22 protein-coding genes, 1 tRNA gene and 1 pseudogene are annotated in these 23,736 nt (G+C 64.8%); 16 read left to right on the top strand and 8 right to left on the bottom strand.

The genetic code is table 11. The annotated features are described in order from the left end of the window. From ABXH26_RS20220 to ABXH26_RS20190, 7 genes and pseudogenes are all read left to right on the top strand, one after another. Window positions 1–329: pseudogene (locus ABXH26_RS20220) on the top strand (hypothetical protein); the annotation flags it as partial. A 143-nt stretch (window positions 330–472) separates the two neighbouring features. Beyond that, entirely contained in the window at window positions 473–928 is a 456-nt protein-coding gene (locus ABXH26_RS20215; protein ID WP_353568921.1) for a hypothetical protein, read from the top strand. A gap of 282 nt (window positions 929–1,210) precedes the next feature. Continuing rightward, window positions 1,211–1,453 carry a hypothetical protein gene (locus ABXH26_RS20210; protein WP_353568920.1) on the top strand — a complete coding sequence of 81 codons (243 nt, stop codon included), beginning with the start codon at window positions 1,211–1,213 and terminating at the stop codon, window positions 1,451–1,453. Window positions 1,454–1,599: 146 nt separating this feature from the next. Then, the gene (locus ABXH26_RS20205) at window positions 1,600–2,085 is read left to right on the top strand and encodes a hypothetical protein (RefSeq protein WP_353568919.1); all 486 of its coding nucleotides are present in this window, start codon (window positions 1,600–1,602) and stop codon (window positions 2,083–2,085) included. A gap of 772 nt (window positions 2,086–2,857) precedes the next feature. Then, window positions 2,858–3,097: a hypothetical protein gene (locus ABXH26_RS20200; protein ID WP_353568918.1), complete on the top strand. Its 240-nt coding sequence runs from the start codon at window positions 2,858–2,860 to the stop codon at window positions 3,095–3,097. A gap of 122 nt (window positions 3,098–3,219) precedes the next feature. Next, entirely contained in the window at window positions 3,220–3,672 is a 453-nt protein-coding gene (locus ABXH26_RS20195) for a hypothetical protein (RefSeq protein WP_353568917.1), read from the top strand. Window positions 3,673–4,200: 528 nt separating this feature from the next. After that, window positions 4,201–4,572 carry a hypothetical protein gene (locus tag ABXH26_RS20190; RefSeq protein WP_353568916.1) on the top strand — a complete coding sequence of 124 codons (372 nt, stop codon included), beginning with the start codon at window positions 4,201–4,203 and terminating at the stop codon, window positions 4,570–4,572. 465 nt (window positions 4,573–5,037) lie between these two features. On the opposite strand, the gene ABXH26_RS20185 is transcribed toward ABXH26_RS20190, so the two are convergent. Continuing rightward, window positions 5,038–5,111, bottom strand: a tRNA-Arg gene (locus ABXH26_RS20185). Window positions 5,112–5,197: 86 nt separating this feature from the next. On the opposite strand from ABXH26_RS20185, the gene ABXH26_RS20180 reads away from it, so the two are divergent. Further along, window positions 5,198–5,653, top strand: coding sequence for a hypothetical protein (locus tag ABXH26_RS20180; protein ID WP_353568915.1), 456 nt, complete (start codon window positions 5,198–5,200; stop codon window positions 5,651–5,653). Here the strand turns inward: ABXH26_RS20180 and ABXH26_RS20175 are convergent. After that, entirely contained in the window at window positions 5,638–6,402 is a 765-nt protein-coding gene (locus ABXH26_RS20175; protein ID WP_353568914.1) for a L,D-transpeptidase family protein, read from the bottom strand. The two genes, ABXH26_RS20180 and ABXH26_RS20175, sit on opposite strands and share 16 nt — an antisense overlap. A gap of 91 nt (window positions 6,403–6,493) precedes the next feature. Here ABXH26_RS20175 and mtnP point away from each other — a divergent pair, with 91 nt between their 5' ends. The 3 genes from mtnP (at window position 6,494) to ABXH26_RS20160 (ending at window position 10,002) form a co-directional block, all read left to right on the top strand. Then, entirely contained in the window at window positions 6,494–7,354 is an 861-nt protein-coding gene (mtnP, locus tag ABXH26_RS20170; RefSeq protein WP_353568913.1) for an S-methyl-5'-thioadenosine phosphorylase, read from the top strand. An 89-nt stretch (window positions 7,355–7,443) separates the two neighbouring features. After that, complete coding sequence (locus tag ABXH26_RS20165) at window positions 7,444–8,316, top strand: polysaccharide deacetylase family protein (protein WP_353568912.1); 873 nt, start codon at window positions 7,444–7,446, stop codon at window positions 8,314–8,316. 24 nt (window positions 8,317–8,340) lie between these two features. Next, a complete protein-coding gene (locus ABXH26_RS20160; protein ID WP_353568911.1) occupies window positions 8,341–10,002 on the top strand; it encodes a dynamin family protein in 1,662 nt (553 codons plus the stop codon). A gap of 75 nt (window positions 10,003–10,077) precedes the next feature. Here ABXH26_RS20160 and ABXH26_RS20155 read toward each other — a convergent pair whose 3' ends face one another. Next, window positions 10,078–10,581, bottom strand: coding sequence for an EF-hand domain-containing protein (locus ABXH26_RS20155; protein ID WP_353568910.1), 504 nt, complete (start codon window positions 10,579–10,581; stop codon window positions 10,078–10,080). A 152-nt stretch (window positions 10,582–10,733) separates the two neighbouring features. Between ABXH26_RS20155 and ABXH26_RS20150 the strand changes: the two genes are divergently transcribed. Together ABXH26_RS20150 and dxr are read left to right on the top strand one after the other, a co-directional pair. Beyond that, window positions 10,734–11,645 carry a phosphatidate cytidylyltransferase gene (locus ABXH26_RS20150; protein ID WP_353568909.1) on the top strand — a complete coding sequence of 304 codons (912 nt, stop codon included), beginning with the start codon at window positions 10,734–10,736 and terminating at the stop codon, window positions 11,643–11,645. After that, the gene (gene dxr, locus ABXH26_RS20145; RefSeq protein ID WP_353568908.1) at window positions 11,642–12,799 is read left to right on the top strand and encodes a 1-deoxy-D-xylulose-5-phosphate reductoisomerase; all 1,158 of its coding nucleotides are present in this window, start codon (window positions 11,642–11,644) and stop codon (window positions 12,797–12,799) included. Before ABXH26_RS20150 ends, dxr begins: the two co-directional genes overlap by 4 nt. A 53-nt stretch (window positions 12,800–12,852) precedes the next feature. Here dxr and ABXH26_RS20140 read toward each other — a convergent pair whose 3' ends face one another. Continuing rightward, on the bottom strand, window positions 12,853–13,740 hold the full coding sequence (locus tag ABXH26_RS20140; RefSeq protein ID WP_353568907.1) for a DMT family transporter: 888 nt from the start codon (window positions 13,738–13,740) through the stop codon (window positions 12,853–12,855). A gap of 92 nt (window positions 13,741–13,832) precedes the next feature. On the opposite strand from ABXH26_RS20140, the gene ABXH26_RS20135 reads away from it, so the two are divergent. Further along, window positions 13,833–14,279, top strand: coding sequence for a zinc-ribbon domain containing protein (locus ABXH26_RS20135; protein WP_353568906.1), 447 nt, complete (start codon window positions 13,833–13,835; stop codon window positions 14,277–14,279). 8 nt (window positions 14,280–14,287) lie between these two features. On the opposite strand, the gene ABXH26_RS20130 is transcribed toward ABXH26_RS20135, so the two are convergent. From ABXH26_RS20130 to ABXH26_RS20115, 4 genes are all read right to left on the bottom strand, one after another. Then, window positions 14,288–18,433 carry a DUF7133 domain-containing protein gene (locus tag ABXH26_RS20130; protein ID WP_353568905.1) on the bottom strand — a complete coding sequence of 1,382 codons (4,146 nt, stop codon included), beginning with the start codon at window positions 18,431–18,433 and terminating at the stop codon, window positions 14,288–14,290. A 44-nt stretch (window positions 18,434–18,477) separates the two neighbouring features. After that, window positions 18,478–19,764, bottom strand: a complete 1,287-nt coding sequence (gene lysA / locus ABXH26_RS20125) for a diaminopimelate decarboxylase (protein ID WP_353568904.1) — start codon at window positions 19,762–19,764, stop codon at window positions 18,478–18,480. Window positions 19,765–19,817: 53 nt separating this feature from the next. Further along, the gene (locus ABXH26_RS20120) at window positions 19,818–21,134 is read right to left on the bottom strand and encodes a dicarboxylate/amino acid:cation symporter (RefSeq protein WP_353568903.1); all 1,317 of its coding nucleotides are present in this window, start codon (window positions 21,132–21,134) and stop codon (window positions 19,818–19,820) included. A gap of 151 nt (window positions 21,135–21,285) precedes the next feature. Next, on the bottom strand, window positions 21,286–21,696 hold the full coding sequence (locus tag ABXH26_RS20115; RefSeq protein ID WP_353568902.1) for a hypothetical protein: 411 nt from the start codon (window positions 21,694–21,696) through the stop codon (window positions 21,286–21,288). A 213-nt stretch (window positions 21,697–21,909) separates the two neighbouring features. Here ABXH26_RS20115 and ABXH26_RS20110 point away from each other — a divergent pair, with 213 nt between their 5' ends. Both ABXH26_RS20110 and mazG read left to right on the top strand, forming a co-directional pair. After that, window positions 21,910–22,818 (top strand): rhomboid family intramembrane serine protease, encoded by a 909-nt coding sequence (locus ABXH26_RS20110; protein ID WP_353568901.1) that lies wholly within the window; start codon window positions 21,910–21,912, stop codon window positions 22,816–22,818. Further along, entirely contained in the window at window positions 22,815–23,606 is a 792-nt protein-coding gene (mazG, locus tag ABXH26_RS20105) for a nucleoside triphosphate pyrophosphohydrolase (RefSeq protein ID WP_353568900.1), read from the top strand. The genes ABXH26_RS20110 and mazG overlap by 4 nt, the downstream gene beginning before the upstream one ends. The last annotated feature ends 130 nt before the right edge of the window (window positions 23,607–23,736 follow it).

Below are 23,736 nucleotides of genomic sequence, written 5' to 3'. Positions count from 1 at the left end.
CGAGAGGACGGACGACCCTCCCATCAAGCGCGTCAAGCACCCTGTCCGCCCTGGAAACCAAGGCGACAAAAGACCCGAAGCATCGCTTCCGGTCGCTTGCCCGCCTGCTCGACCGGCAGATGCTCGGCAACTCGGTGCGGCTGTGGCAGCTGCTGCATCACGTCCGGCGCCTGGCCTTCAAATGGTGGAATCGCCGCAGCCAGCGGCGCAGCTTCACCTGGGCGGAGTTTGCCGAAGCGTGGGAGCGGTGGAAGATGCCGCGGCCGAAGATCTTGGAAACCCCCTTGCCCTGGAGCTGGCGGGAGGCTCGACAAGCCGGGAGCGCATGAGTAAACGATGAAGTCAGAAACAGAAACCAACGGCGTCGCGGAATCGAAGCCCCGTCCATCCGAGGAGCCCGGTGCGGCAATTCCGCACGCCGGGATCTGCGAGGGGGGCGCCGGATGACCGGCGTCCCTACCTCAATCTGCAAATGATGAAGCCCAGTGCTATCGTATTCGCCGCTCTGGTTGCCATCGTATTTGGCGAGCCGAAGTTTAATGGTGAGACTCCAATCAAGGGTGTCGCAATTCTGACGCTTGAGTTCCCAGAAACGAAGGGCGAATCTCGTCTCTACAAGATCAAGAGCATGAAGACGCTCGAACCTAGAGATGCGGAGCGAGTGCGCCGAGCTTTTGATTCTCCTCCGCTGAAGGAACCAGAACTCTTGGATGTTTTGGTCGACTTCTTTGCGGTCTCAGTCGATGGCGAGCTTTTCTACGTGGTCGAGATGCAGCTTCGAGGCTTCGCCGTCATGCCAGCTAATATGAATGGCAAGAATCTTGAGAGGGTCCCAGCCGAATCACGACTGCTCGGCAAGCTTCCGGAAATCGCGGATCTCTTGGATCGAAATTTCCGAGATCCCGCAAAGACCAGGCCCGAAAAATGAAAGCCGAACCCCAAAGATAGCTTCGGGCGGTAGCCCCGAAGCTATCGGTTGTTGAACGGGCCCAGGCGGGTTGGGCGGGCGGTGGGGCTATCGCTCTTGCGGTTTCAATCCGCGTCGGTGGGTCAACGACTTGCCGTGATCGGGCGGCGGCGGATGGCCGTTTGACGACCTCCGCGGGGGCCGCGGGGCGAATCGCTCCGGGATTCGCCCGCGCCGGGAGAGGTGCGAGTCGCCGGCGGAGCGGGGTTTCCTGAAACGCGGCGAAGCATGGGCGCTTTTACGGTGAAAGCCGTCGTTCGCAGCCGCTACTTCGGAGTGATCGGGAATTCAGTGCGTTTGTGGCAACTGCTGCATCACGTCCGGCGCTTGGCCTTCAAAGGGTGGAACTGCCGCAGCCAGCGGCGGAGCTTCACCTGGGCGGAGTTTGCCGAGGCCTGGGAGCGGTGGAAGATGCCGCGGCCGAAGATCTTGGAAACCCCCTTACCCTGGAGCTGGCGGGAGGCTCGACAAGCCGGGAGAGCCTGAGTAAACGATGAAGTCAGAAACAGAAACCAACGGCGTCGCGGAATCGAAGCGCGTCCATCCGAGGAGCCCGGTGCGGTCATTCCGCACGCCGGGATCTGCGAGGGGGACGCCGGATGACCGGCGGCCCTACCTTACTCTGCAAAGAAATGAGACCTATCGCGACCCTCATAGCCGTTCTGATTATCGGCACATCCCTCGCGGAAGAGGTGAAGCCTGCTTCGGAGTTCTCTCCGTGGATGAAGCTTTCAGTCCGAGTCCAGAATGTTGCCTTGGTGTTTCAGCGCCTCAACCCATCCGGCCAACCGGATCCGTCATTCTTCACCGATGACCTCAAAGAGATCGATAGGCTTCTCTCAGTTCTCGTTTCGGAAGGCATTTTGACCAAGTCCGTCGTGAAGCTCCGACCACCGAAGGGGCGCGATAAGGACTACGACCGCATCATGGAGTTTACAGAGAAGCTCGCCGAGACTTACGGTCAGTATGTCGCACTGGAGCTCATGGATTTGGGTCTCCGGAGGCGTCTGTCCGCAATGGATGAAGACGAGCCTCTTGTGCTGAACGTGCATCTTCCATCCGATCAACTGAAGGCATTCCGCGCACTGGTGAGAGAGTATGACATGGCCGCAGAATGAATGGCAGAACAAGATTAGATGAGAAGGCAGGGAGGGCCATGACTGGCCCGATGGTGTATACCCCCCGGTGCCCAGGCCCCTGGCCGACTCCCTCTCCGCCCGCTCCGAGCAATCCACCCGGCCCCAGCCCACCCCTTGACCCCCCACCTCGGAGGTGGGGGGTGGCACTCCGGAGGTGCCCTCCCCCACCTCCACCCTCCGCCGTCCCAGCTCCGAACCGCGCCGTCCCAGCTCCGAACCGCGCCGTCCCAGCTCCGAACCGCGCCGTCCCAGCTCCGAACCGCGCCGTCCCAGCTCCGAACCGCGCCGTCCCGGCTCCGAGCCGCGCCGTCCCGGCTCCGAGCCGCGCCGTCCCGGCTCCGAGCCGCGCCGTCCCGGCTCCGAACCGCACGGGTCCGCCTCCGGGCTGCAGGGTCGCTGCTACGAAAGGTCAGGTTTCGCCTTTTCACCGGGATATCCGGATTCGAGCTATCACCTGGATACCCCGACTCCGGTTCCTCTCATGGCCCATCGCGCTGTCCAGCTCGGTGGAATCTGCTCCCCTCCGTCGCCGGGTTGCTTGGGGTGCGCGAGGCGTTTCGATTCCGCCTGCTGACGAGCTCGTCCGCGACGTTGACAACCCTTCTCTCGCTAATCGGCGTGGTCGGTTGGCTTGGCTTGGTGATCTCCGCATTCTTCGTGCTTCCGTTTACTCACGCGCTGGTCGTTTTGATCGTGCCGTTCATCGTCGGCAACGTCATTCGGGTGATTGCAAAGAAGATGTCTGGAGGAGATGGCTTCTTCTCTGCCGAGCGTACTGCGGAATCCCTGCCACTGGGTATTGGACACCGCGCTGCGCGAGGACCCCAACCAGACCTCCGCAGGCAACGCCGCGGAGAACCTCGGCACCACGCGCCGCATCGTGCTCAACATCCTCAACGACGACGCCGGGATCATCAAATCCGTGCCGAAGAAACGTTTCGAGGCGCTGATGAACGTCGCCTACCGCGAAAGACTCCTTTCCCTAACTTGATCGCCCTGGCTACCTCGCCACGAGTCGGAGATTGAACTCTGATGAGAACCCTTTACCATGAATCGGGCTGGCGTTCCGGGTAAACGGGTGCCACCACATTTTACGGCAGAAAAACTCCCAGAATGCAATTATCTCAAGAGCAAGTCGCCCGACTATCCGAGAAAGAACTCGAAGCTTATTCGCGGGTGGTGATTGATGGGTCGCGATACCGGCGAGCGAAGCTCAAACGCGCAAGAGGATATTGGAGCCGTGAAATCATTCCGATTCTAGCGCCACTTCTTGCTGTCGCCTTCGTTTGGGGCGACGCGGGTGTGGATTGGCGACTTCTAGGATTGTTCGCTGCTGCCGTTGGATTAGTTCAGATTCATGTGGTTGGCTTGAATCGACGTATCGATGCTCTCATGAATTTGTTGGATTTAGAGGTCGGCGCAAGCGATGACGTCGTTGTCAGCCGGACTCAACCAACCACAGAAAATGCCGAACAAAGTGTCACACCACAATCCGCTACCCGTTCCGAGTTGAGTTCGGAGGGTGGCCTCAAACCTCAACCAGAGTCGGAGGCGCGCTCCCGGTAGCGGATGTGGACTTCCACGGCCCGAAAGGGAATGAAGAATACGGTCGTCATACTTCTCCTGATCTGCGTGTTGCTCGGGATAGGAACCTTCACGGGACTCATTGGTTTCCATTGTCCTCGTGTGATCGAGAGCCAACCACTAAGGAACCCCATCGTGATCTCACAGGTTGAGGGTCTTGCGGTTACGCTAGCCGACGGGCGAACCCTTGAACTGGAGTCTTCAAACTACATTGGGAGGGAGGACCACCTGCTGTCAAAAGGTGCCATGATTGACATCGAGAGGACCTCTGACGATGAAGTGATCATTTGGGGCAACAAGCCCGGATGGGTTTGCGGTACCTCATGGGCACGGCCGATCCGAATTCCTCTGATCGCGGACGACGTTTACCCGAATCGCCGCGAGATACTGAGCCTTGCCACCTCCCCCCCGCGAGTCGGAGCTTGAGGGTGGGTGAGGAACCTGTAACCTGAATCAGGCTGACACCCCGCTAGCTGGGTTGGGTGGCCTCAAGCGTCCGCTACAGATCAGATGGCCAAACCAATCACGAACCTCCGGAGGAAAGCGAAGGCTGGAGATCAAGGTCTGCCTCGGGCCACACTCGCGTTCTATGGTCCCGATGACAAGCGTGCGACGAAAGCGGTTCTTGGGATTTTCCTGACCGACAACGAGGAAGAGGCGATAATTCACCGCTATTTCCACGAGGATAGGGATATCCGGTTCGATGTCCCAACCCAGGAATCGATCCTCGCACGACTTCGCGAACATGAGGTGCGATCCCTGATCATGGTTGAGAAGGTCTTCGGATGCCCTCATGAGGAGGGCGTTGATTATCCTGAGGGAGAGAGTTGTCCACACTGCCCATTCTGGAAGAATCGCGATCGGTTTGAAGGCATCGGGTGACCGTCAGAATGCGAGTGAAGGCGAAGCCGTGGGAGATCGACGCTTAACCGCTACCCATGCGCGTCATGTTAAGGCCCGGAATCCTGATTCCAACAGGGGGAATGACGGCGCCGTTTGTCCCGTGTGACGTGCCCTGGAGGGGGTGCGGAAATCGAAGATCGCAGCGACGTGCGGCGCTTTGATCATTTGTCCTGACAGCAGGTCGTAAAGATTCTCATCACTCACCCGTGCACGGCCGGCCGCAGCACCGATCCGACGGGTGATTCTCATCCCCAGCTGGTGAGCGGTATCGCCTGGACGGAGCGAAGGGGAAGGGATTTCAACGGGGAGAGGCCGCACGAGGCGTCGGGCATGCGGCGGGGCGCGGAAGTTCATCAAGCCTCGGCGGGGCGTCTGGGCAAGTTGCTTCCGCCCGGCCATCTCCATTTGCACCCTCGGTGTCGCTATTTCAGGAGGGAAGCGAAGCGCGCCCGGCTGGATTCGAACCAGCGACCATCCGCTTAGAAGGCGGGTGCTCTATCCAACTGAGCTACGGGCGCCTGGGTCAGCGCGCTGGGACAGGTAGCCTGCCGCGGGGCGGGAGACAAGGCTGGATGGCGGGAAGGAAATCGGCTTTCATGACGGCATGGACCAGCCGCCCACCGTGCCGGGCCAGGATCTCTACCTGCGCCAACGTGATGAGGAACACCTGCGATTGCTGGTGATCTTCCACTACATCTACGCGGGCTTGGTGGCGCTGGGGGCCTCGATCCCGATCATCCACCTGGTGATCGGCATCTTCATGGTGATCCATGGCTTCACGCCGGATGCGGGCGAGATTCCATTCAATCCCGGCTGGCTCTTCATTGGCATGGCCAGCGCGTTCATCGTGATCGGCTGGACCTTTGCGGTGCTCATGTATTACGCCGGGCGCTCCCTGTCGCAGCGGCGGAACCGAACCTTCGTGTTCGTCATGGCCTGCCTCGCCTGTCTGCAGATTCCGATGGGCACGGTGCTCGGCATCTTCACCATTTTGGTGCTGCAGCGGCCGTCGGTGCTGCCCTTGTTTGCGCCCGGCGGCACGCCTTATTCGAAGGTGTAGCGGCCGTTCACCACGTGGACCTGGGGCGGCACGCGGGTTTGCTCAAAGAGGTCGTAGCCCTGCTTGAGGTTGCGCCAGAAGCCGGCCCACTCGGAGGCGTTTTCCGTTTCCATCCGCTCATCGGTCATGCGGAAGGGGAAGAGGTGGACGCGCACGAAGGGCTGGCCGCGCTCCAGGGCGGCGGCGACCAGGGTGTAGATCTCCTCGATCTTTTCGTCGGTCATGGCGAGGCAGCCGATCGAGACTTGATCGCCGTGGATCATGATCGAGCTGCCGGTGCGGCCGTTCATGCGGTCGTATTCGTTGGGGAAACCGAGGTTGAAGGCGAGGTGGTATTTCGAGGCCGGGTTGAGGCGGGAGGTGGAGACGAAATAGAAGCCCTCGGGCACCTGGCGATCTCCCTCGGCGAGCTTTGGGCCGGGCTTTCCCGAAGCCGCGGCGATCGGGTAGGTGCGGAAAAGGACGAATTTCTGCGATTCGCGGTCGCGCACCCAGAGTTCGAGCTCCCGTTCCTCTTTGAAGGCGCGGATGAAGACCGGGTCCCGGAACTGCAGACCCTGGGCTTCAAGATCGCGGGTGAGGCCCGGGCGCACCCGGTCGGCGGCGGCGCGGGCGCGTTCGGGGCCGGGCAGGGGGAAATCGATGGTGGCGTTCACGGGATCATCGGCGGACTCACCTTCCTTGTCGCGGCAGGCGGGCAGCGCGGCGAGCAGGAGCAGGGCGAGGATTTTCCGAATCGCGCGCGGCATGACAGAGCGGCCACGGGCCGAAAAGCCGGAAATCGTGCCGCGGGACGATTCCGGGTTGATGCCCGACGGCCTCCCGTGAGAGGGGCAGGGCATGCCAGCGGCGATCGGAATCATCGGAGGAAGCGGACTTTATGAAATCGAAGGCTTCGAGAAGGCGGAGGAGCGGCGGATCGACACGCCCTTCGGCGAGCCTTCCGATGCCTTGGTCGGCGGTATCCTGGCCGGCCGGCAGGTGTGGTTCCTGCCCCGCCACGGGCGAGGTCACCGCATTCTGCCGCATGAAATCAACCACCGCGCGAACATCTGGGCGCTGCGCTCGCTGGACGTGCGGTTTCTGATCTGCGTCACCGCCGTGGGCAGTCTGAGGGAGGAGTACGCGCCACGGCACATGGTGCTGCCGGACCAGTATTTCGATCGCACCAGCCGCCGCGAACACCACACCTTTTTCGGCGGCGGGATTGCCGGCCATGTGGCCTTCGGCGATCCGGTCAGCGCCGGACTCCGCCGGATCCTGTTCGAGGCGGCGCGGGCCGAGGGGGCGGAAGTCCATGACGGGGGCACCTACGTGAACATGGACGGGCCGGCTTTTTCCACCCGTGCCGAGAGCGAGGCCAACCGCCAGCTCGGGTTTGACGTCATCGGCATGACCAACCTGCCGGAGGCGAAGCTCGCCCGCGAGGCGGAGATCGCGCTGGCGACCATGGCCATGGTTACCGATTACGATTGCTGGAAGGTCGAGGAGGAGCCGGTGACGGCGGAGGCGGTGATCGCCCACCTGCAGGCCAATGTTTCCCTGGCGAAAAGGGTCCTCGCCCGGGCCGTGCCGGAGGTCCCGGCGGAGGCGGAGTGGCCGGAGCACCGGTCGCTCGATGGCGCCATCATGACCCCGCGCGAGGGCTGGCCGGAAGAGCGCGTCCGGGTGCTGGCTCCCATCCTAGGACGTTTATTGTGAAGATTTGTTGGAAAATGGAGGCGTGACATATGCGAAGCACAGGGCATGATTCGCGGACTCCGATGCCTCGCACCGACCTCCATTCCCTCATGAAATTCGCTGCTCATCTTCTCGCCTGCTGGATTCTCGGCACCTCCCTCGGGAGCTGCTCGAATGCGGACGAAAACGCCGCTGCCGCCCATCAGACGCCGGCGGCTCCGACGGAGGCTGCCGCTCCGGTCAAAAGCCCCGCCAACCGGGCCTACAGCACTCCGCGGACGACCGGCCCCGTGCCTCGCAACCCGGACATGAATCTCCCGGCGAACTTCAAGAAGGATGCCGGCGTGACTTTTTCCCGCGTCTCGGTCAGCGAGCCTTACGTGGCGATGACCTTCGATGACGGCCCGCATCCGCAGAACACGCCGCGCCTGCTCGACATGTTGCGGGACCGCAACATCAAGGCGACTTTTTATGTGATCGGCCGCAACGTGGACCTCTACCCGTCGGTCGTCCGCCGCATCGTGGCCGAGGGCCATGAAATCGGGAACCACACCTACACCCACCGCAACCTGACCAAGCTCGGCCACGACGCGGTGCTCAGCGAGCTCAACAAGACCCGCGACGCGATCGTCAAGGCCGCCGGCGTGCAGCCGCGCACCATGCGCCCGCCCTACGGGGCCCTGCTCCAGACCCAGCGCGAGTGGATCCGCTCCGAGCTCGGCTACCCGACCATCCTGTGGTCGGTCGATCCGCGCGACTGGCAGCGTCCCGGCCCCTCGGTCGTGACATCCCGCATCCTCAGTGGGGCCACCCCGGGTGCCATCATCCTTTCGCACGACCTGCACGCGCCGACCGTGGACGCCATGCCGGCCACCCTCGATGGCCTGCTGCGCAAGGGCTACAAGTTTGTGACCGTGTCCCAACTGCTGGCCATGAAGCCGGCGGAGGCGCCCGCCCAGGCCGCCAACGACAACGAGCAATAACTCCAGCCCCGAACGGCCGCGGCCATGTGGGGTGAATGTTTCCACCGGACACGGGACCGCCTGTTAGACGGGCGGCGCCGGATCGAGGCTCTCGCCTCCGACATCGGCATGGAATCCCGGCCGGTGCCCGGCGAGGCGCTGGCCGAGCTGCTGCGACCGCGGCGGGTGGTGGCGATCGGCGAGGTGAATGCCGGCAAGTCGGCGCTGCTCAATGCCGTCGCCAGGGCCGAGATCGCGCCGTCCGGCCCGCTGCCGATCACCCGGGAGACGACGCTCTACACCACGTCCAAGTCCAGCGCTGCCGCAGAGTGGCAGGTGCAGCGGGTGCGGGCTCCCGGGCTGGAGGAGCTGGAGTGGGTCGATACGCCGGGGAACAACAGCGATGCCCGCGATCAGGTGCAGGCCGAAGCGCCGCTCTACGAGCAGGCCGACTTGTTGTTGGTCGTTTTTCCCTCGGAAAACACCTGGACCGCTGCGAGCTGGACCTTCGTCAGTGAGCTGGGCGAGGAGTCCCTGAAACGGACCGCGTTGGTGATCCAGCGGGCCGACCGCAAGAACGACGAGGACCTGCGGGTGATCCGCGGGCACATGACGGAGCTGTGCCTGAAAAAGGTCGGCCGCGAGCTTCCGATTCTGGCCGTGGCGGCGCAGCCGGCCGATGGCGAGCCCGAGCTTTCGGCCTTGGAGGACCTTTTCGAGGAAATGTTCTGCCGCACTTCCGAGGCGCGGCATCGGATGGATCTGGCGTTTCAGGAAGCGCTGCGGCGGCTGCTGGAGATCGAGGCCGGGCTGGACCACCAAGGCCGGACGATGGCGGACGATGGCTGGTTTTTGACCAATCTCGAGCGCGAGTCCGGCGAGCTGCGGGACCTGCTCATCGAGCACTCGGAGAAAGCGCTGGCGGGTGAGCGGGCGATCTATCAGGACGAGATCGCGCGCCTGATGGCCAAGGTCAACAAGCGCCTCGGCGTGCTGCGCACGGTGCGGGCCCTGCTTTTCGGCGACTCGCTCGGCGCGGTGCTCGAGACGGATTTCGCGGAGCGCATGAAGACCCACGTCGAAGCCTTCGCGCGGCGCGATTTCGAACGCATCGCGGGCGAGTGCGAGGGCCACTGGTCGGAGGTGCGCCCGCGGGTGATCGAGCGGATGTCGATCGAGCCCGGGAAAACGAGCACGGTGATCGAGTTCCGCGAGACGATGGAGGAACGCTTTGCGGCCCACGTGGGACGGGCGCTGCCCGGGGTGCTGGATTCGCTGCGGATCCGGGCGGTGATCGACGGGCCGGCGCGCAAGCGGGCGGACAAGCTCAAGGCGGGCTTCGCGATCTGGCTGCTGCTGGTGATGGCGATGGGCGTCTGCGGCACTCTGGGATTCGATCCCGCCGCGTGGATCCTGGCGGGGGCGGTGGTGGCGCTGGGAGCCGGATGGATGCTGGCCGTGTGGCTGTCGCGCCGGCGTTTGGTGGCCCGGGTGCGCGAGCACCTGAGCAATGCCGTGGCCCGGTTTTTCCTGCCGCTGCGCGATTGCCACGCGGAGGCGATCCGGGAGGTGTTCGAAATGTACGGCCGCGGCCTGATCGGCATCCGCCGCCGGCTTGCCGACCGCCAGGCGAAACTGGCCCCGCGGACCGAGATCTGGAACCGGCTCCACCTCGAGCTGAAGGCGGTGGAGCAGGAGTGGGACTGAGCCGCCCCGCACCTGGCGCAAAAAAACGGCCCGGACGTGGTGACCGGGCCGCTTGAGATGAACGGGCAGCGGGATTTACTCCGCGGCTTCCTCGTTTTCCGGAGGTGCCGGCGGCGGGCCCTTGCGATCGGGGCGCGGGCCTTGGCGGTCACCGCGCGGGCCGCCACGCATCGGCATCATGGGCAGCTCCTCGCCGGCATCGACGGCGGCCTTGCGCTCCTCGGAGCTGAGCTTGCCGTCCTTGTCGGCGTCGTATTTTTCGAGCAGCTCCTTGTGGCGCTTCATCATGGCCTCGCGCATCGCCTTGCGTTCGTCAGCGCTGAGCTTGCCGTCGCCGTCGGTGTCGTAGGTTGCCATGATCTTCTTGCGCATGGCCTCGCGCTCGTCGCGCATGGCCTTGCGCTCTTCTTCGTTGAGCTTGCCGTCGCCGTCCTTGTCGAATTTTTCGAGGACCTGGGGCGGCAGGCCGCGGCGCTGACCGTCGCGCGGGGGACCGTCGGGCGGCCCTCCCTGGGCGAAGCTGAAGCTGGTTCCCGTCGCGAGAACGGCGAGCGTGCTGAGGATTTGGATCGTTTTCATGTCGATGGAATCGGGTCGTTACGTGTTTCTGAAAATGGAAGGTGGCGGCCGCTCGCTTCTGGGTGATGCAACCCGGCCACGGAAAGAAGGTTGCGCAGTCGGAATGATTTGCCCTCCGCGCCGGCACCCGGTTGGATGCCGGCGTTTCCGAAATGCCCGCACCTTCCCAGCCACCCAGCAAGCGCGCCGTGTTCATCCGGCGGACGGCGAGCACGCTCGGGCTGTGGGGTGTGGTGGCGGCCGGGTTCGCCAGCCGCCTGGGCTGGGCGTATGTGTCGCTGATCGGATTCCTGGCCGTGCTGGCCAGCATCGAGTTCTTCCAGATGCTGCGCGCCGGCGGCATGAAGAGCTTTCCGCGCTTCGGCGTGGCGCTGGCCGTCACCTACTCGGTGGTGCTCTATCTTTTCCTGCTCGGGGTGCTGCCCGGCGGGATGCCGGAGTGGCTCGATGGCGCCGCGGTCTTCGTCGCCCTGGCGGGAGCCTTTACGCTGCAGCTGCGGCATCCGATCCGTGGCACCGAGCCCCTGCAGGCGGTGGCGGCGAATGTGGTCGGCTTTCTTTATCTGCCCTTTCTCTTCAACTTCTGCGCCCGGATCGTCTTCACCGTGCCGGGCGAGGGCCAGGTGCCCGGGGCCACGCTGCTGCTGTGGATGATCGCCGTGACCAAGTTCTCGGACATGGGTGCCTACATCGTCGGCTCCGCGATCGGGAAGCATAAGATGATCCCGCACGTGAGCCCGGGGAAAACGTGGCAGGGCTTCGGCGGCGCGCTGGCCTTCGCCTTGCTGGCAGGCTGCGGGCTCTACGCCCTGTTTCACGATGACATGCCGAACTTCGCCACCGGGCTCCACGTGCTCGGCGGGTGGGGGGCGGTGATCGTGCTCAGCCTCGTGCTGTCGCTGCTGGCGGTGGTGGGCGACCTCGCCGAGAGCGTCATCAAGCGCAGTCTCGGCATCAAGGATTCCGGCCACATGCTGCCGGGCATCGGCGGCGCGCTCGACCTGATCGACTCGCTTTGTTTCACCGCTCCGGTCCTGTATTTCTATCTCCAATGGGTGGCGTGAAACGGAAAAAGGTGGTGCTGCTCGGGTCGACCGGGTCGATCGGGTGCTCGACCCTGGAAGTGGCGCGGCGCCTGCCCGACCGCATCGAGCTGATCGGCCTGGCGGCGAATGCCAGCGTGGAAAAGCTCGCCGCGCAGGTGCGCGAGACGGGCGTGAGGGAGGTCGCGCTCTGCGATGCCTCGAAGGAGGCCGAGCTGCGGAAACTGCTGCCCGAGGGCGTCACGGTCCACGTCGGAGAAGAGGGCCTCTGCGAACTCTCGTGTCTGGCGGAGGCGGACATCGTGCTGGTGGCGATCGTCGGCACCGCGGGCCTGCGCCCGGCCCTGGCGGCGATCGAGTGCGGCAAGGACCTGGCCGTCGCCTCGAAGGAAATCCTCGTGATGGCCGGCGAGGTGATCACCGCCGCGGCGGAAAAGCACGGGGTCGCGATCCTGCCGGTCGATTCCGAGCACAACGCGATCTTCCAGTGCCTCGATGGGCACCAGGGCGGCCCCGACGAGGTCTCGCGGCTGATCCTCACCGCCTCCGGTGGTCCGTTTCGTGAAACGCCGCCCGAGGAGCTGGCGGGGGTGACGGTCGAGCGCGCGCTCAAGCACCCGACCTGGGACATGGGGCCGAAGATCACCATCGACTCCGCCACGCTTTTCAACAAGGGCTTGGAAATGATCGAGGCCCGGTGGCTGTTCGGGATCGGGATGGACCGCATCGATGTGATCGTCCACCCGCAGAGCATCGTGCACTCGATGGTCGAGTTCATTGATGGCTCGGTGCTCGCGCAGCTGAGCAAGACCGACATGGTGTTCCCGATCCAGTATGCGCTCACGTGGCCCGACCGGGTGGACGGCGGGCTGGAAAGGATCGACTTCGCGCGGCTGGCGAAGCTCGACTTCGAGTCGCCCCGTCACGAGGTGTTCCCGGCGCTCGGCCTGGCGCGCCGCGCGGGGCTGCTGGGCGGAACCTTGCCGGCCGTGTTCAACGCCGCGAACGAAGTGGCGGTGGAGCGTTTTGTCGCGGGGAAGCTGCCGTTTCCGGGAATCTGGGACCTCGTCCGCAAGGTGATGGACCGCCACAAGGTCGAGTCGGCCCGCTCGCTGGAGAGCGTCATCGCGGCCGACAAGTGGGCCCGCGACGAGGCTAACCGCCAACTCCGTTGAAACCGAACCACGGATTGGCGGATCAAGGGCTTTTTAAAACCAAAATCCCTCCCTTAATCCGTGGTTTCCAAACTCATTCTGAGCCTTCGCTCGAGCCATGGGTGGAGCAGGTTGGCGGCAATGACCGTCGCGGCACCGAAGTAGAATCCCGGGTGGAGATCGTGCCACTCGCCGAAGATCAGCCCGGCGGCCACGATGCCGTAGACCGGCTCGAAGTTGAACGCGAGGTTGCCCTGATAGGCGGTGATCCGTTTCAGCAGGTGGATGTGAAACGCGTGGCCGAAAACGGTGCAGACGAGGCCGAGGATCAGCAGCCAGCCCCAGTCGGAGGCAGCCGGTAGAAGGCCATCATATCCCTTGAAAAGCCGGACGCCGATCACCGGCAGGGTGACCAGGAAAGCGCCGATCATTTCCCAGCCGACCATGACCTGCGGATCACAGCCGCGCTGGACGAGGTCGCGATTCAGGACCGGGAAAATCGAGGCCAGCACGGCTGCGGCCAAGGCGGCCGCCAGTCCGGCGAGGTAACCCCGCGAGGAGCCGGCGATCATGACGATGCCGGCCAGCACCAGCAGGCCGAGGAGCACCTCGTAGGGACGGATGCGCTTGCGGGTGAGCAGCGGCTCGGAAAAGGCGGTGAAGAGCGAGATCGTCGCGAGGCCGGCGAGGCAGATCGACACGTTGGCGAGCTTGATGGCGGCGAAAAAGCAGATCCAGTGCAGGCCCATGATGGCGCCGACGCCGAGCATCGTGACGAGCCGCCGTTTTCCCGGCCACAACGGAAGCCGGCGGATGACCCCGGCGATCGCCAGCGCACCGGTCGAGGCGATCAGCGTGCGCCAGGCGACGATGCCCTCCGGCGGCAGCTCGATCAGGCGACCCAGGATGCCGGTGGAGGTGATGAGGAAAACCAGGAGGTGGAGCTGGAGAAGCGGCGGCATCCGGTGGCCGCAACATGGATGCCCGGCCGCAAGTGACAAGTCCGTGGTTCCTGCTGGTCAAAGCATCGATGACTTTCTGGAATCGCTGACTCATGCCGAGGCACTATCCCAAACGAGAGCGCAAGAAAGCCGGCGACAAGCGAAGTCGGCTGGACCGGCGACGACAGCGGCAGCGGGCGGCCGAAGAAAAAGAGCGGCAGCGGGCCTTGGAAAAGGAGGGCCGCCGGCGTGGATTGATCCGCATCCGCACGGATCGGCTGCGATCGCGCAGTGTCATGGGCAGCATGGGTGTGCCGACATTTCAGGGCTGCTACTACGAGGACTATCCGTTCGTATGCTGCGATTGCGGCCGCAAGGAGATCTGGACCGCGAAGAGCCAGCGCTGGTGGTATGAGGAGATGGGCGGCGAAATGGAGTCGTTCGCCATTCGTTGCCGGTGCTGCCGGGATGCGGAGCGGCGGCGCAAAGACGAGGCCAGGCGCATTTCTGCGGAAGGTCGAGAGCGGAAACGGCGGCGGATGGAAAACGGTGAAGGCTGATCCGTCCGCTATTTCCTGCTGCTCAGGAACTCGACGACATCCAGAAACTCCTGCGGCGAGATGGCCGCGCCGAGGCCCTCGGGCATCGAGCTCTGGCGGATGGTGTCACGCTTGCGGATCTCGGACATCGGGATCGTGCGGATCGATCCGTCCGGCTGCCGGAAGTCGAGCGACTTGTCGTTTTCCGCAGGCACGAAGCCGGTCAGCGCGGTGCCGTCGGTGAGTTCGAGGTTGTTCACCAGATAAGCGGAGTTGATGGCTTCGTTGGGGTCGATGATCGACATCACGAGGTCCTCGCGGCTGAGGCGTGCGCCGACGCCATCGAAGCTGGGCCCGAAGGCGATGCCCTTGCCATCGACCTGGTGGCAGGCCGAGCACATGCGTGAAACGACCGCCTCGCCGCGGCTCGCGACGCCCTTGCCGGTGGCGACGACGGCGGCCAGTTCGCGGGGCTTTTCCGCGCTTCCGCCGAGGAGTTCCTTCAGGGCTGGAATCGCTCTCCCGCCGGGCCGGCGTTCGTTGTCGAGGGCTTCGAGATAACGCCGGCCGTCCGGGTTGCCCGGTGCGATCTGGTCGGAGCCGAGCAGCGGCCGCCAGACCTTTTCCATGCCGATCAGGGTCGAACGGAGCGTGTGCTCCAGCCATTGGTCCCGGTCGGTCCGCGCGGCGAGCAGGGCGGCATTCACCGCCCGGATGCCGGGGTAAAAACTCAGCCCGCGTACCGCTTCCAACCTCGCCCGCGGGTCGGGGTCGTCCGCGTGGGCCTCCAGCAGGGCAAGGCCATCGTCGATGCTGCCCACGGGGCTGGCGGCCGCATCCGCGATCACCCGCAGCGCGGCGGCCCGGGCTCGGCCGGAGGCATGCGCCAGGACCTCGGTGAGCAGCGCGTGATCGACCGCGTGGAACGACTGCTGAAGCCACAACGCCTCACAGCGAAGCCGGTCGCGGGCGGGGGCGTCAGGCGAAACGGCGGCCAGCCAGGATTTCACCGCGGGCAGCACCTCGTCCTCCGGCCGCGCGCGCAGCTCACGTCGCGCGCGGTAGCGGGTGCGCCACTCGGGTTCGCGGAGTTGCTCGAGGATTTCCGGGCTGGATTTTCCGAACTGGGTCACCGGCTCGAGCAGAGGGCGGTCCTTGCACACGATCCGGTAGACGCGGGCGTGGACCTTGTCGCGATTCGGGTCGCGCTGCGAGTACTGCATGTGCCCGAGCAGCGCCGTGTGCCAGTCGGCGAAATAGAGGGCTCCATCGGGGCCGATGTGGGGGTCGGCCGGGCGGAAGTTCGCGTCGCTGGCGTGGAGCAAATCCATCGGCGCGCGCTCGCCGTGGAAGCCGGCGCCATCGTCGCCCAGCGAAAAGGTGGTCAGCCCGCGCATGTTGTTCACGCAGGCATAGACGAAGCGGCCCTGCCACTCGTCGGGGAAATGCCGGCTGATGATGAATTCGTTGCCGACGTTCGGCCGCATGCCCTGGCCATCGAAGATCGGATCGATGCCCGCGTGCGCGCCGGTCGCGACGCTGAGCGGGCTGTCCCAGTGCTGCTGGGGTGTGGTGCCATCGCCCACGAAGCCGTTGCCCCATTGGTCGAACACATAGCACCATGGATTGCCGTAGCCCGGCGTGGCGTAGTGGCGCAGGCTCCACGAGCGGGGATCGAGGATGTGGACGCCGCTGCGGTTGATCGCGCGATGCGGTCCCCACGGCGTTTCCACCGCGGTGTGCATCGCGAGGCCCTCGCCCATGTGCAGCAGCCCGTCGTGCGACCACTCGAAGGCACCGACCGTGTGGTGCGAGTCGTCGGTCGCCCAACCATCGAGCACCTGCTCGGCGGTGTCCGCATGGTCGTCGCCGTCCTCGTCCTTGAGAAACACCATGCTGCCGCCGTTGGACACGAGCACACCGCCGTTCCAGAACTCGAAGCCCATGGGGGTCGTCAGTCCGTCGTAAAAGGTCGTGCATTTCCGCGCGCGGCCGTGCTCGTCGAGGTCCTCCAGGATCAGCAGCCGGTCGGACGGAAACGGGTCGCCGGGTTTCCACTGCGGATACGAGGGCGAGCACAGGACCCAGAGCCGGCCGCGGTTGTCGAAGTTGATTTGGAAAGCCTTCGCCAGCTCGGGAAACTCGCGCTCGCTGGCGACCCGTTGCACCTCGAAGCCCTCCGGCACGGTCATGGTGGCCATGCTTTCCTCCGGGCTGAGGTATTTCAGCTCTTTCGGCTCCGAGTAGGTGACGTTGCCGAAATTGGTGGGAGGGACGAACAGCTCGCCGGTCTTCGAATCATCGGGTTCCGCCTCGCGGCCCGCGGCCCGTTCCCAGCAGACGCGGTCGCGCTCGGCGACCATTGCCCGGATCTTCTCGAACTCCCGCGGGAAGGTCTCCTTGTCCCAGGTATTGCGGCCGCCGTAGACATACCAGCCATTCAACATCCGGTGGTCCTGTCGATGGATCCACGCCTTCTCCACCACCATGGCCTTCAGCTTATCGAAGGCGGCCGGCTCCAGCCCCGGTTCCCCGGGGCCGAACAAGGCGGCGGTCAGGCATTTCGACAGCTCCCGGTAGCCGGCCGCGTTCAGGTGCGCGCCGTTGATCGTGAACTGCATGCCCGGCTCGCGGGAAAACAAGGGCAGGGTCGGGTGGAACACGTCGACGAAGGGCATGCCGCGCTCTTCGGCGACTTGTTTGGCGGCCGCGGTATAAAGCCGGATCCGCTCGTTGGAAGCGGCGGCGTCGGGCAGGTCCGGATTTCCCGTGTCCTCGAAGGCGGTGGGCGAGACGATCACGAACTTCGGGCGTCGGCCATCGTGCAGGTAACGGTCGCCCATTTCATCGAGGAAACGATGGTAGGATTGCTTGAAGGCTTCGACGCCTGACGGCCCCGCGAAGGACTCGTTGAAGCCGAAGAAGCAGAGCAGCCAATCCGGCCCGAAGACCTTCAGGGGATCGTCGAGCGCCGTGTAATGGTCCTGCCGCACGCGGATGCCGACCTCGTCCGCCGGCCGCGCGAAGTTCCGGATGACGAAGTGTTTTTCCGGGAAACGGGCGTGAATCCGGCTCTCGAATTCGCCGAAGAGGTCCATCCGGGCCGCCAGGCTGCCGCCGACCATGGCGATGCGGGCGCCCTCCTTCGGCTCGAAATCCAGTGATGCCGTGAGCTCGTGATCCGCGGCCACCATCCCCCGGCGGAAGCGGTCGAAGCCGAAATCGCTCGGATGGTAGGGGCCGACAGGATCGACATCCAGGGTCACCGGGACCTCCATGCCCAGGCACCAGAAGACGCCGTTGGCAATCAGGCGGCGCAGGCCCGGGCTTTCGAAATCGGTGGCGGCCCCGAGGGTCGTGCACAGGACGCGGCGGGTTTTTCCCGAGCCCAGGGGCAGCTCCCGGGTCCAGGTGACGGGCATCATGGGATCGTTGACCGGCTGGAGGGTGCCGTCGCTACGGCGTTTGTCGTAGTTCGCCGGAGGCGAGTCGGCCAGGACGCCGTCCATCACCTGCCCGCGTTGCAGGATGGTGACGTCGTCCGGTGGGTGGGCCTCGTAGACATCGGTCGGGCCCGTGATTTCACCGACTCCCCGGAGCAGCGGATGGCTCTCCGCGCCGGGCTCGGTGACGGTCCGGGTGCCCTCCTTCTGATGGTCTCCCCAGTGGCTGACCCAGCCCGCGCCGAGCATGTCGGGGCCGAAGCGGTTGTAGGAGGAAAACGCGCTGTCCTCCGGAAGTTGGAAGGCGTGGGTGGAGGTGCGGATGCCGATCACCGGGACGCCGCGTTTCATCGCCGCGTCGAACTTCGCCATCACCTCGTCCGGCCATTTCCGAAAGCGTAGCTGCATGACGATGAGATCGGCCGAGTCAAGCGCCTCAGGCCTGCCGAGCGAATCGCTGGCGTTCGGAGCGATGAAGCCCTGGTCATCGGTGGAGAAGAGCACGGTGCCGTGAAAGCCCTGCCGGACGCTGAGCATCCTGGCCAGCTGCGGCAGCGATTCCTCGGAGCGGTATTCCTCGTCGCCTGCCAGGAAAACCACGTTTTTTCCCGCGCCGGGACCGTCCCCGCCGGGATATTCGACCCAGCCTTTGCCGCTTTCCGCGGCAGCGGGGCTGGAAAACGAGACCGCCGCGGCGGCGATCGCACAATGGCGTGATAGGGAACCTTTCATGAATTCCCTCCACTACCGCCCCGGGGCCGGGGATCTTTCCGGTCTTACAGCTCTCCGGCGACGAGGTCGTCGAGGGTCTGGCGCTGGCGTACGACGGTTGCCGTAGCTCCATCGACGAGGATTTCGGCGGGCAGCGGGCGGGTGTTGTAGTTGGACGCCATGACGAAGCCGTAGGCGCCGCACGACATGAGCGCGACCCCCTCGCCGGGCTGGAAGTCGGGCAGCTCGCGGTTCTGGCAGAAGAAGTCACCGCTCTCGCAGATCGGCCCGACGACATCGACGGATACCCGCGTGTCGCCGGGCTCGGTCACGGGCACGATCTCGTGGTGGCCTTCGTAAAGCGCGGGGCGGATCAGGTCGTTCATGCCGGCATCGACGATCTTGAAGGTCTTGGCCGTGCCTTTCTTCTCGAAAAGGCAGCGGGTGAGGAGGACGCCGGCATTTCCGGCGATGGCGCGGCCCGGCTCGAGCAGGATCTTCAGGCCGAGATCCTTCAGCCGGGGCACCAGCGCCTGGCCATACTGGCTGAGCGTGAGCGGGCGCTCCTGCTCGCTTTTTTCATCCCACCAATCGACCGAGCCGGCGGCCAGCGAGTCGTGGTAAACGATGCCGATGCCGCCGCCGATCGACCAGAATTCGATGCCGTGCTTTTCCTTCAGCGAGAGCACCAGCGGAGTGACCTTTTCCACCGCCTCGATGAAAGGCTGGATGGAGGTCAGCTGCGAGCCGATGTGCATCTGCAGGCCGCGGAGCTTCACGTGGGGCAGTTCGGCGGCCGCGCGGGCGTAGAGCCCTTCAATCAACTCGAAATCGACGCCGAACTTGTTCTCCGACTTGCCGGTGGAGATGTATTTGTGGGTCTTGGCATCGACGTTTGGATTCACGCGCACCGCGGCCGGCGCCGTCAGGCCGAGATCGCCGGCGACCTGATTGAGGAAACGCAGCTCCTCCTCGCTTTCGACGTTGAAGGAGTAAATCCCCTGCCGGAGGGCGTATTCGATTTCCCCGCGCGTCTTTCCGACGCCGGCGAAGGTGCACTTGGCGGGATCGCCGCCGGCCTTGATCACGCGGAACAGCTCGCCGCCCGAGACGATGTCGAAGCCGGCGCCGAGACCGGCGAGCAGGCGCAGCACGGACAGGTTCGAGTTGGCCTTCACGGCATAGGCGACCTCGTGATCGACGCCGGCCATGGCCTGGTCGAGGCGCGTGTAGTGATCGCGCAGCGTCCCGGCGGAATAGACGTAGAGCGGGGTGCCGTGCTCGTCCGCGAGGGACTGGAGGTCGACGTCCTCGCAGTGAAGCGAACCGTTCTTGTAGGCGAAACCGTGCATGGGCGCGGTCTAGCCGCCGGACCCTTGGGGGGCAAGCCCGGGGAATCCGGCATTCAGCGCGGGTAAACGGCCTCGCCCTCGCTGCGGGCGATGACCACCGCGGCGCAGGAGTCGCCGAAGACATTGACGGCGGTGCGCGACATGTCCAGGAGGCGGTCGACGGTGAGCAGCGCCACCACGGCCGTCTCCGCGCCGGGGACGTGGCTGTTTTTCAGGATGAGCAGAATCGCCACCAGACTCGCGGAAGGGACGCCGGCCACGCCGATGCTGGTCAGCAGGGCAGCGGTGACGACGAGGAACTGTTGGGTGAAGCCCATCTCGACCCCCATGACCTGGGCGACGAAGACGACCGCGACACACTCGTAGAGGGCGGTGCCGTCCATGTTCACCGTGGCACCGAGAGGTAGGGTGAAGGAGGCCGTCCGCTTGGAAACGGCGGCCTTTTCCTGCACGCAGCGCATGGTGACCGGGAGCGTGCCGGAGGATGAGGCGGTGGAAAACGCCAGCAGCAGGGCCTCGCGCATCCCGCGGAAGTGGTCGAGCGGGCGGATTTTTCCAAAGAAGCGCAGGATCAGGGGGAGGGTCACGCCGAGGTGGATGGCGAGGGCCAGCAGCACGGTGATGAAGTAGGCCTTCATTTCCCAGAACACGTCCGGGCCGTTGGCGTGGATCACGGGAAACATCAGCGCATAGACGCCGATCGGGGAAATGGCCATCACCCAGCGCGTGACGGTGATCATGACATCGTTGCCGGCCTGGAAGAATTCGCGCAGCGTGCGCATTTCATCGGCCGGCAGGCGGGTGATGGCGACGGCGAAGAGGATGCTGAAGACGATGACACCGAGCATCTGGCCGTTGTCGGTGGCGGCCTTGAAAACGTTCGCCGGCACGATCATGCGGAAGGTTTCCAGGAAGTCGCCGGCCTCGCGTTGGGCGGCTGCGGCCACCTTGGCCTGGTCCTCGGCGGAGGCGGTGGCGGCGCGGTCGTCGAAGGCGGCCTTGATGGCGGCATTCGGTTCGCCATCCCTCATGCCCGGCTGGATCAGGTTGACCATGACCAGCCCGGTGATCACCGCACAAAGCGTGGTGAGGGCGTAGAAGCCGACCGTTTTCCCGCCGAGGCGGCCGAAGCCTTTGACGCCCTGGAGGCTGGCGATGCCGCTGATGACGGAGGTGACGATCAGGGGCACGATGATCATCTTCAACGCCTGCATGAAGAGGCCGCCGATGAAGGAGGAAGTGGCGAGCGCGCGACTGGCGAAGGGGTGCGTGTCTGCATCGCCCCCGAACAGGGCGCGGAAAACCATGCCCGTGGCGGTGGCGAGGAAAAGGGCGGCGAGGATCTGCCAGTGGAGGGCCAAGCGCTTCATGGAGGCGCCATGCCAACCCATGCGGGCGGAGGATCAAAGCTCCGAATCATCGGCCCCTGGCCCGGGAGGAAGGGGGGCCGCCCGCCCCTCACCCGCGTGGGACCTCACGGGATGGGGCGCGAGCCGCCCTGAAGGGGCATCGCGGGGAAATTCAGTGCAACCGAAGGTGCCAGAGCGAGTCCGAGTCGGCATCGCGCCAAGCCGGCCGGCGCGACATCGGGTCCTGGAGGGTGCGGGCGGTCTTGCGGCCGCCCGCGAGAAGGAAGCTTTCACAGGCGATTTCGATGACTTCCAGGCCCATGTAGTAGGTGTCCTTGAGGCAGGGAACGTTTTCCTCGCCGAAGATGGCTCCGAGGTGGGAACGGAGCAGATCGGCCTCGGTTTTGCCCAGAAAAAGGAAGCAAGGGGACTCGTCGTGCGAGGACTTGGATCGGATCAGGTCCGCGACGGCCGACGGATCCCATGCGTCGCCGAGAACGAGCTCCGGCTCGATCGGACGGGCATCGGGTGCGTGGGTGGACTCAATATGGATCATGATGGTGATGGGTGTGTTGTCGGGCATGGGTTGAGCAAACCCGGTGCCATCTTTTGAAATGACCGGATTTGCCCTGCCCGACTCCGATTCATAGCGTTTCCGAGACGATGGGAACCCTTCGCATGGGACAAAACCGTGATTTGCGCTTCGGAAAACCCGGCTGCCGGGTGGTTCCGGGCGGCCTGGGTGCGTGCGTTGCCCCCCTTGCCGCCCGGGTGAGCCCGTGGTAATGCCCCGGGGATGGGATTCGCTGACCGTGACTATCAGGCCCGCCAGGTGACGAGGCCGGCACTGCCGCCCGTGACCAAGGCCCTGCTGATCGCCAACGTGGTGGTGTTCCTGCTCGACTTCGTGTTCCGGAGCGAGCGCGGCCTGCTGGTCGATGGCATTGCGATGACGGGTCCGTTCGAGCAATACGGTGCCTTCAACGTCTCGCAAGCCTTCCTGCACGGGCAACTGTGGAGATTGGTCACGTTCCAGTTCCTGCACTTCTCGCTCGGTCACATCTTCTTCAACATGATCGGCGTCTACGTCTTCGCTCCATGGGTCGAGCGCTGGTGGGGGAGCAAGAGCTTTGCCGCCTACTACCTCCTGTGCGGGGCGGCGGGGGCCGTGTTTTTCTCGCTGCTGATGTCGATCGGCCTGCTGCCGAACGCCAATTCGGTCCAGTCCAACCTGGTCGGGGCCAGCGCCGGCGTGTTCGGCTTGTTGTTCGCCGTCTATCGCATCGCCCCCGGAGCGCGGGTGGCGCTGCTGATCCCGCCGGTTACGCTGACCATGCGCCAGCTGGCCTTGGTCTTCGCGGGTCTTGCGATGCTGACCATCCTCGGCGGGCTGATTTTTCCGAACGCCAGCTGGTTCGCCAACAGCGGGGGCGAGGCCGGCCATCTCGGCGGCGCGCTGATGGGGCTGCTGCTGATGCGCTTCCCCGGAGTGCTCGGCAAGGGCACCGCCGTCCGGGAAAAAGTCATCCGCCCGAGGCAGTTCCGCCATCGTCGGGCCGGCAAAATCCGGCCCCGCACGGAGGTCGATCTGCACTCGGAAAGCGAGGTCGACCGGATCCTCGAAAAGGTCTCCAGCGAGGGCATCGGCAGCCTGACCGAAGAGGAAAGAGCCATCCTCCAAGAAGCCTCCCAGCGACCCCGATGAATGACGAGGAAATGACCGGGTGCTCCGACAAGGAGCGGCAGCTCGAACGCCTGCGCTCCATCATGCACCGGCTGCGCGCGCCCGGCGGCTGCCCGTGGGACGCCGAGCAGACCCATGAAAGCCTGATCCCGAATCTGATCGAGGAAGCCTATGAAACGGTCGATACGTTGCGCCGGGGCGACCGCGACCATCTCAAGGAGGAACTGGGTGACCTGTTGCTGCAGGTCGTCTTCCACAGCGAGCTGGCGGCGGAGGACGGCGTGTTCGACCTCGACGAGGTGGCGCGCGGCATCTGCGACAAGCTCGTCCGCCGGCATCCCCACGTCTTCGGCGACAGCGCGGTCGCGACGACGGATGGCGTCCTTCAGCAGTGGGACGAGATCAAGCGGGCCGAGAAGGGCGAGGGCGGAAAGCCCTATCTGCACGGCGTCGGCCACGGACTGCCCGCCTTGCTCCGCGCGGCCAAACTCCAGAAGAAGGCGGCCAAGGTCGGCTTCGATTGGCCGGATGAGGCGGGTGTGATCGGAAAAGTCCGTGAGGAGGTCGATGAATTCGCCTCCGCGGACTCCCCGGAGGCGGCCGCCGAGGAGCTGGGCGATCTGTTGTTTTCGGTGGTGAACCTGGCACGCTTCCGGGGCCTGGATCCCGAGGTGGTGATGGCGGCCGCCAATGAAAAATTCCAGCGGCGCTTTGCCGCGATGGAGTCGCGGCTGGCGGCAGCCGGCTTGTCCCTGGCAGAGGCCGATGCCGCGCAGATGGATGCCGCCTGGGAGGACGCGAAGCGCTGAGGACTGAGCCGGACCCCGAAAATCGGTCCAATGGTTAAGCTATGATTGTGGAGCGTGGGTTGGTACCGCAAACCGAACCGAACACGCACAAAATGAAAGGCAAACGCAGAAGACACGACCCCGAGTTCAA

It is taken from the genome of Haloferula sargassicola (genome assembly GCF_040362925.1).
Classification (GTDB): Bacteria; Verrucomicrobiota; Verrucomicrobiia; order Verrucomicrobiales; family Akkermansiaceae; genus Haloferula; species Haloferula sargassicola.
The sequence above is the reverse complement of the archived record's forward strand: the minus strand, read 5'-3'. Positions and strand labels throughout refer to the sequence as shown.

Bases quoted from the DNA above. Each gene is read 5' to 3' on its own strand.
- ABXH26_RS20140 (WP_353568907.1), bottom strand. From the start codon at position 13,740: ATGCCGCCGCTTCTCCAGCTCCACCTCCTGGTTTTCCTCATCACCTCC.
- mtnP (WP_353568913.1), top strand. From the start codon at position 6,494: ATGCCAGCGGCGATCGGAATCATCGGAGGAAGCGGACTTTATGAAATC.
- ABXH26_RS20205 (WP_353568919.1), top strand. From the start codon at position 1,600: ATGAGACCTATCGCGACCCTCATAGCCGTTCTGATTATCGGCACATCC.
- ABXH26_RS20130 (WP_353568905.1), bottom strand. From the start codon at position 18,433: ATGAAAGGTTCCCTATCACGCCATTGTGCGATCGCCGCCGCGGCGGTC.
- ABXH26_RS20215 (WP_353568921.1), top strand. From the start codon at position 473: ATGATGAAGCCCAGTGCTATCGTATTCGCCGCTCTGGTTGCCATCGTA.
- ABXH26_RS20200 (WP_353568918.1), top strand. From the start codon at position 2,858: ATGGCTTCTTCTCTGCCGAGCGTACTGCGGAATCCCTGCCACTGGGTA.
- ABXH26_RS20110 (WP_353568901.1), top strand. From the start codon at position 21,910: ATGGGATTCGCTGACCGTGACTATCAGGCCCGCCAGGTGACGAGGCCG.
- ABXH26_RS20195 (WP_353568917.1), top strand. From the start codon at position 3,220: ATGCAATTATCTCAAGAGCAAGTCGCCCGACTATCCGAGAAAGAACTC.
- ABXH26_RS20115 (WP_353568902.1), bottom strand. From the start codon at position 21,696: ATGCCCGACAACACACCCATCACCATCATGATCCATATTGAGTCCACC.
- ABXH26_RS20165 (WP_353568912.1), top strand. From the start codon at position 7,444: ATGAAATTCGCTGCTCATCTTCTCGCCTGCTGGATTCTCGGCACCTCC.
- ABXH26_RS20180 (WP_353568915.1), top strand. From the start codon at position 5,198: ATGGACCAGCCGCCCACCGTGCCGGGCCAGGATCTCTACCTGCGCCAA.
- ABXH26_RS20135 (WP_353568906.1), top strand. From the start codon at position 13,833: ATGCCGAGGCACTATCCCAAACGAGAGCGCAAGAAAGCCGGCGACAAG.
- ABXH26_RS20120 (WP_353568903.1), bottom strand. From the start codon at position 21,134: ATGAAGCGCTTGGCCCTCCACTGGCAGATCCTCGCCGCCCTTTTCCTC.
- ABXH26_RS20155 (WP_353568910.1), bottom strand. From the start codon at position 10,581: ATGAAAACGATCCAAATCCTCAGCACGCTCGCCGTTCTCGCGACGGGA.
- lysA (WP_353568904.1), bottom strand. From the start codon at position 19,764: ATGCACGGTTTCGCCTACAAGAACGGTTCGCTTCACTGCGAGGACGTC.
- ABXH26_RS20150 (WP_353568909.1), top strand. From the start codon at position 10,734: ATGCCCGCACCTTCCCAGCCACCCAGCAAGCGCGCCGTGTTCATCCGG.
- ABXH26_RS20175 (WP_353568914.1), bottom strand. From the start codon at position 6,402: ATGCCGCGCGCGATTCGGAAAATCCTCGCCCTGCTCCTGCTCGCCGCG.
- ABXH26_RS20160 (WP_353568911.1), top strand. From the start codon at position 8,341: ATGTGGGGTGAATGTTTCCACCGGACACGGGACCGCCTGTTAGACGGG.
- ABXH26_RS20190 (WP_353568916.1), top strand. From the start codon at position 4,201: ATGGCCAAACCAATCACGAACCTCCGGAGGAAAGCGAAGGCTGGAGAT.
- mazG (WP_353568900.1), top strand. From the start codon at position 22,815: ATGAATGACGAGGAAATGACCGGGTGCTCCGACAAGGAGCGGCAGCTC.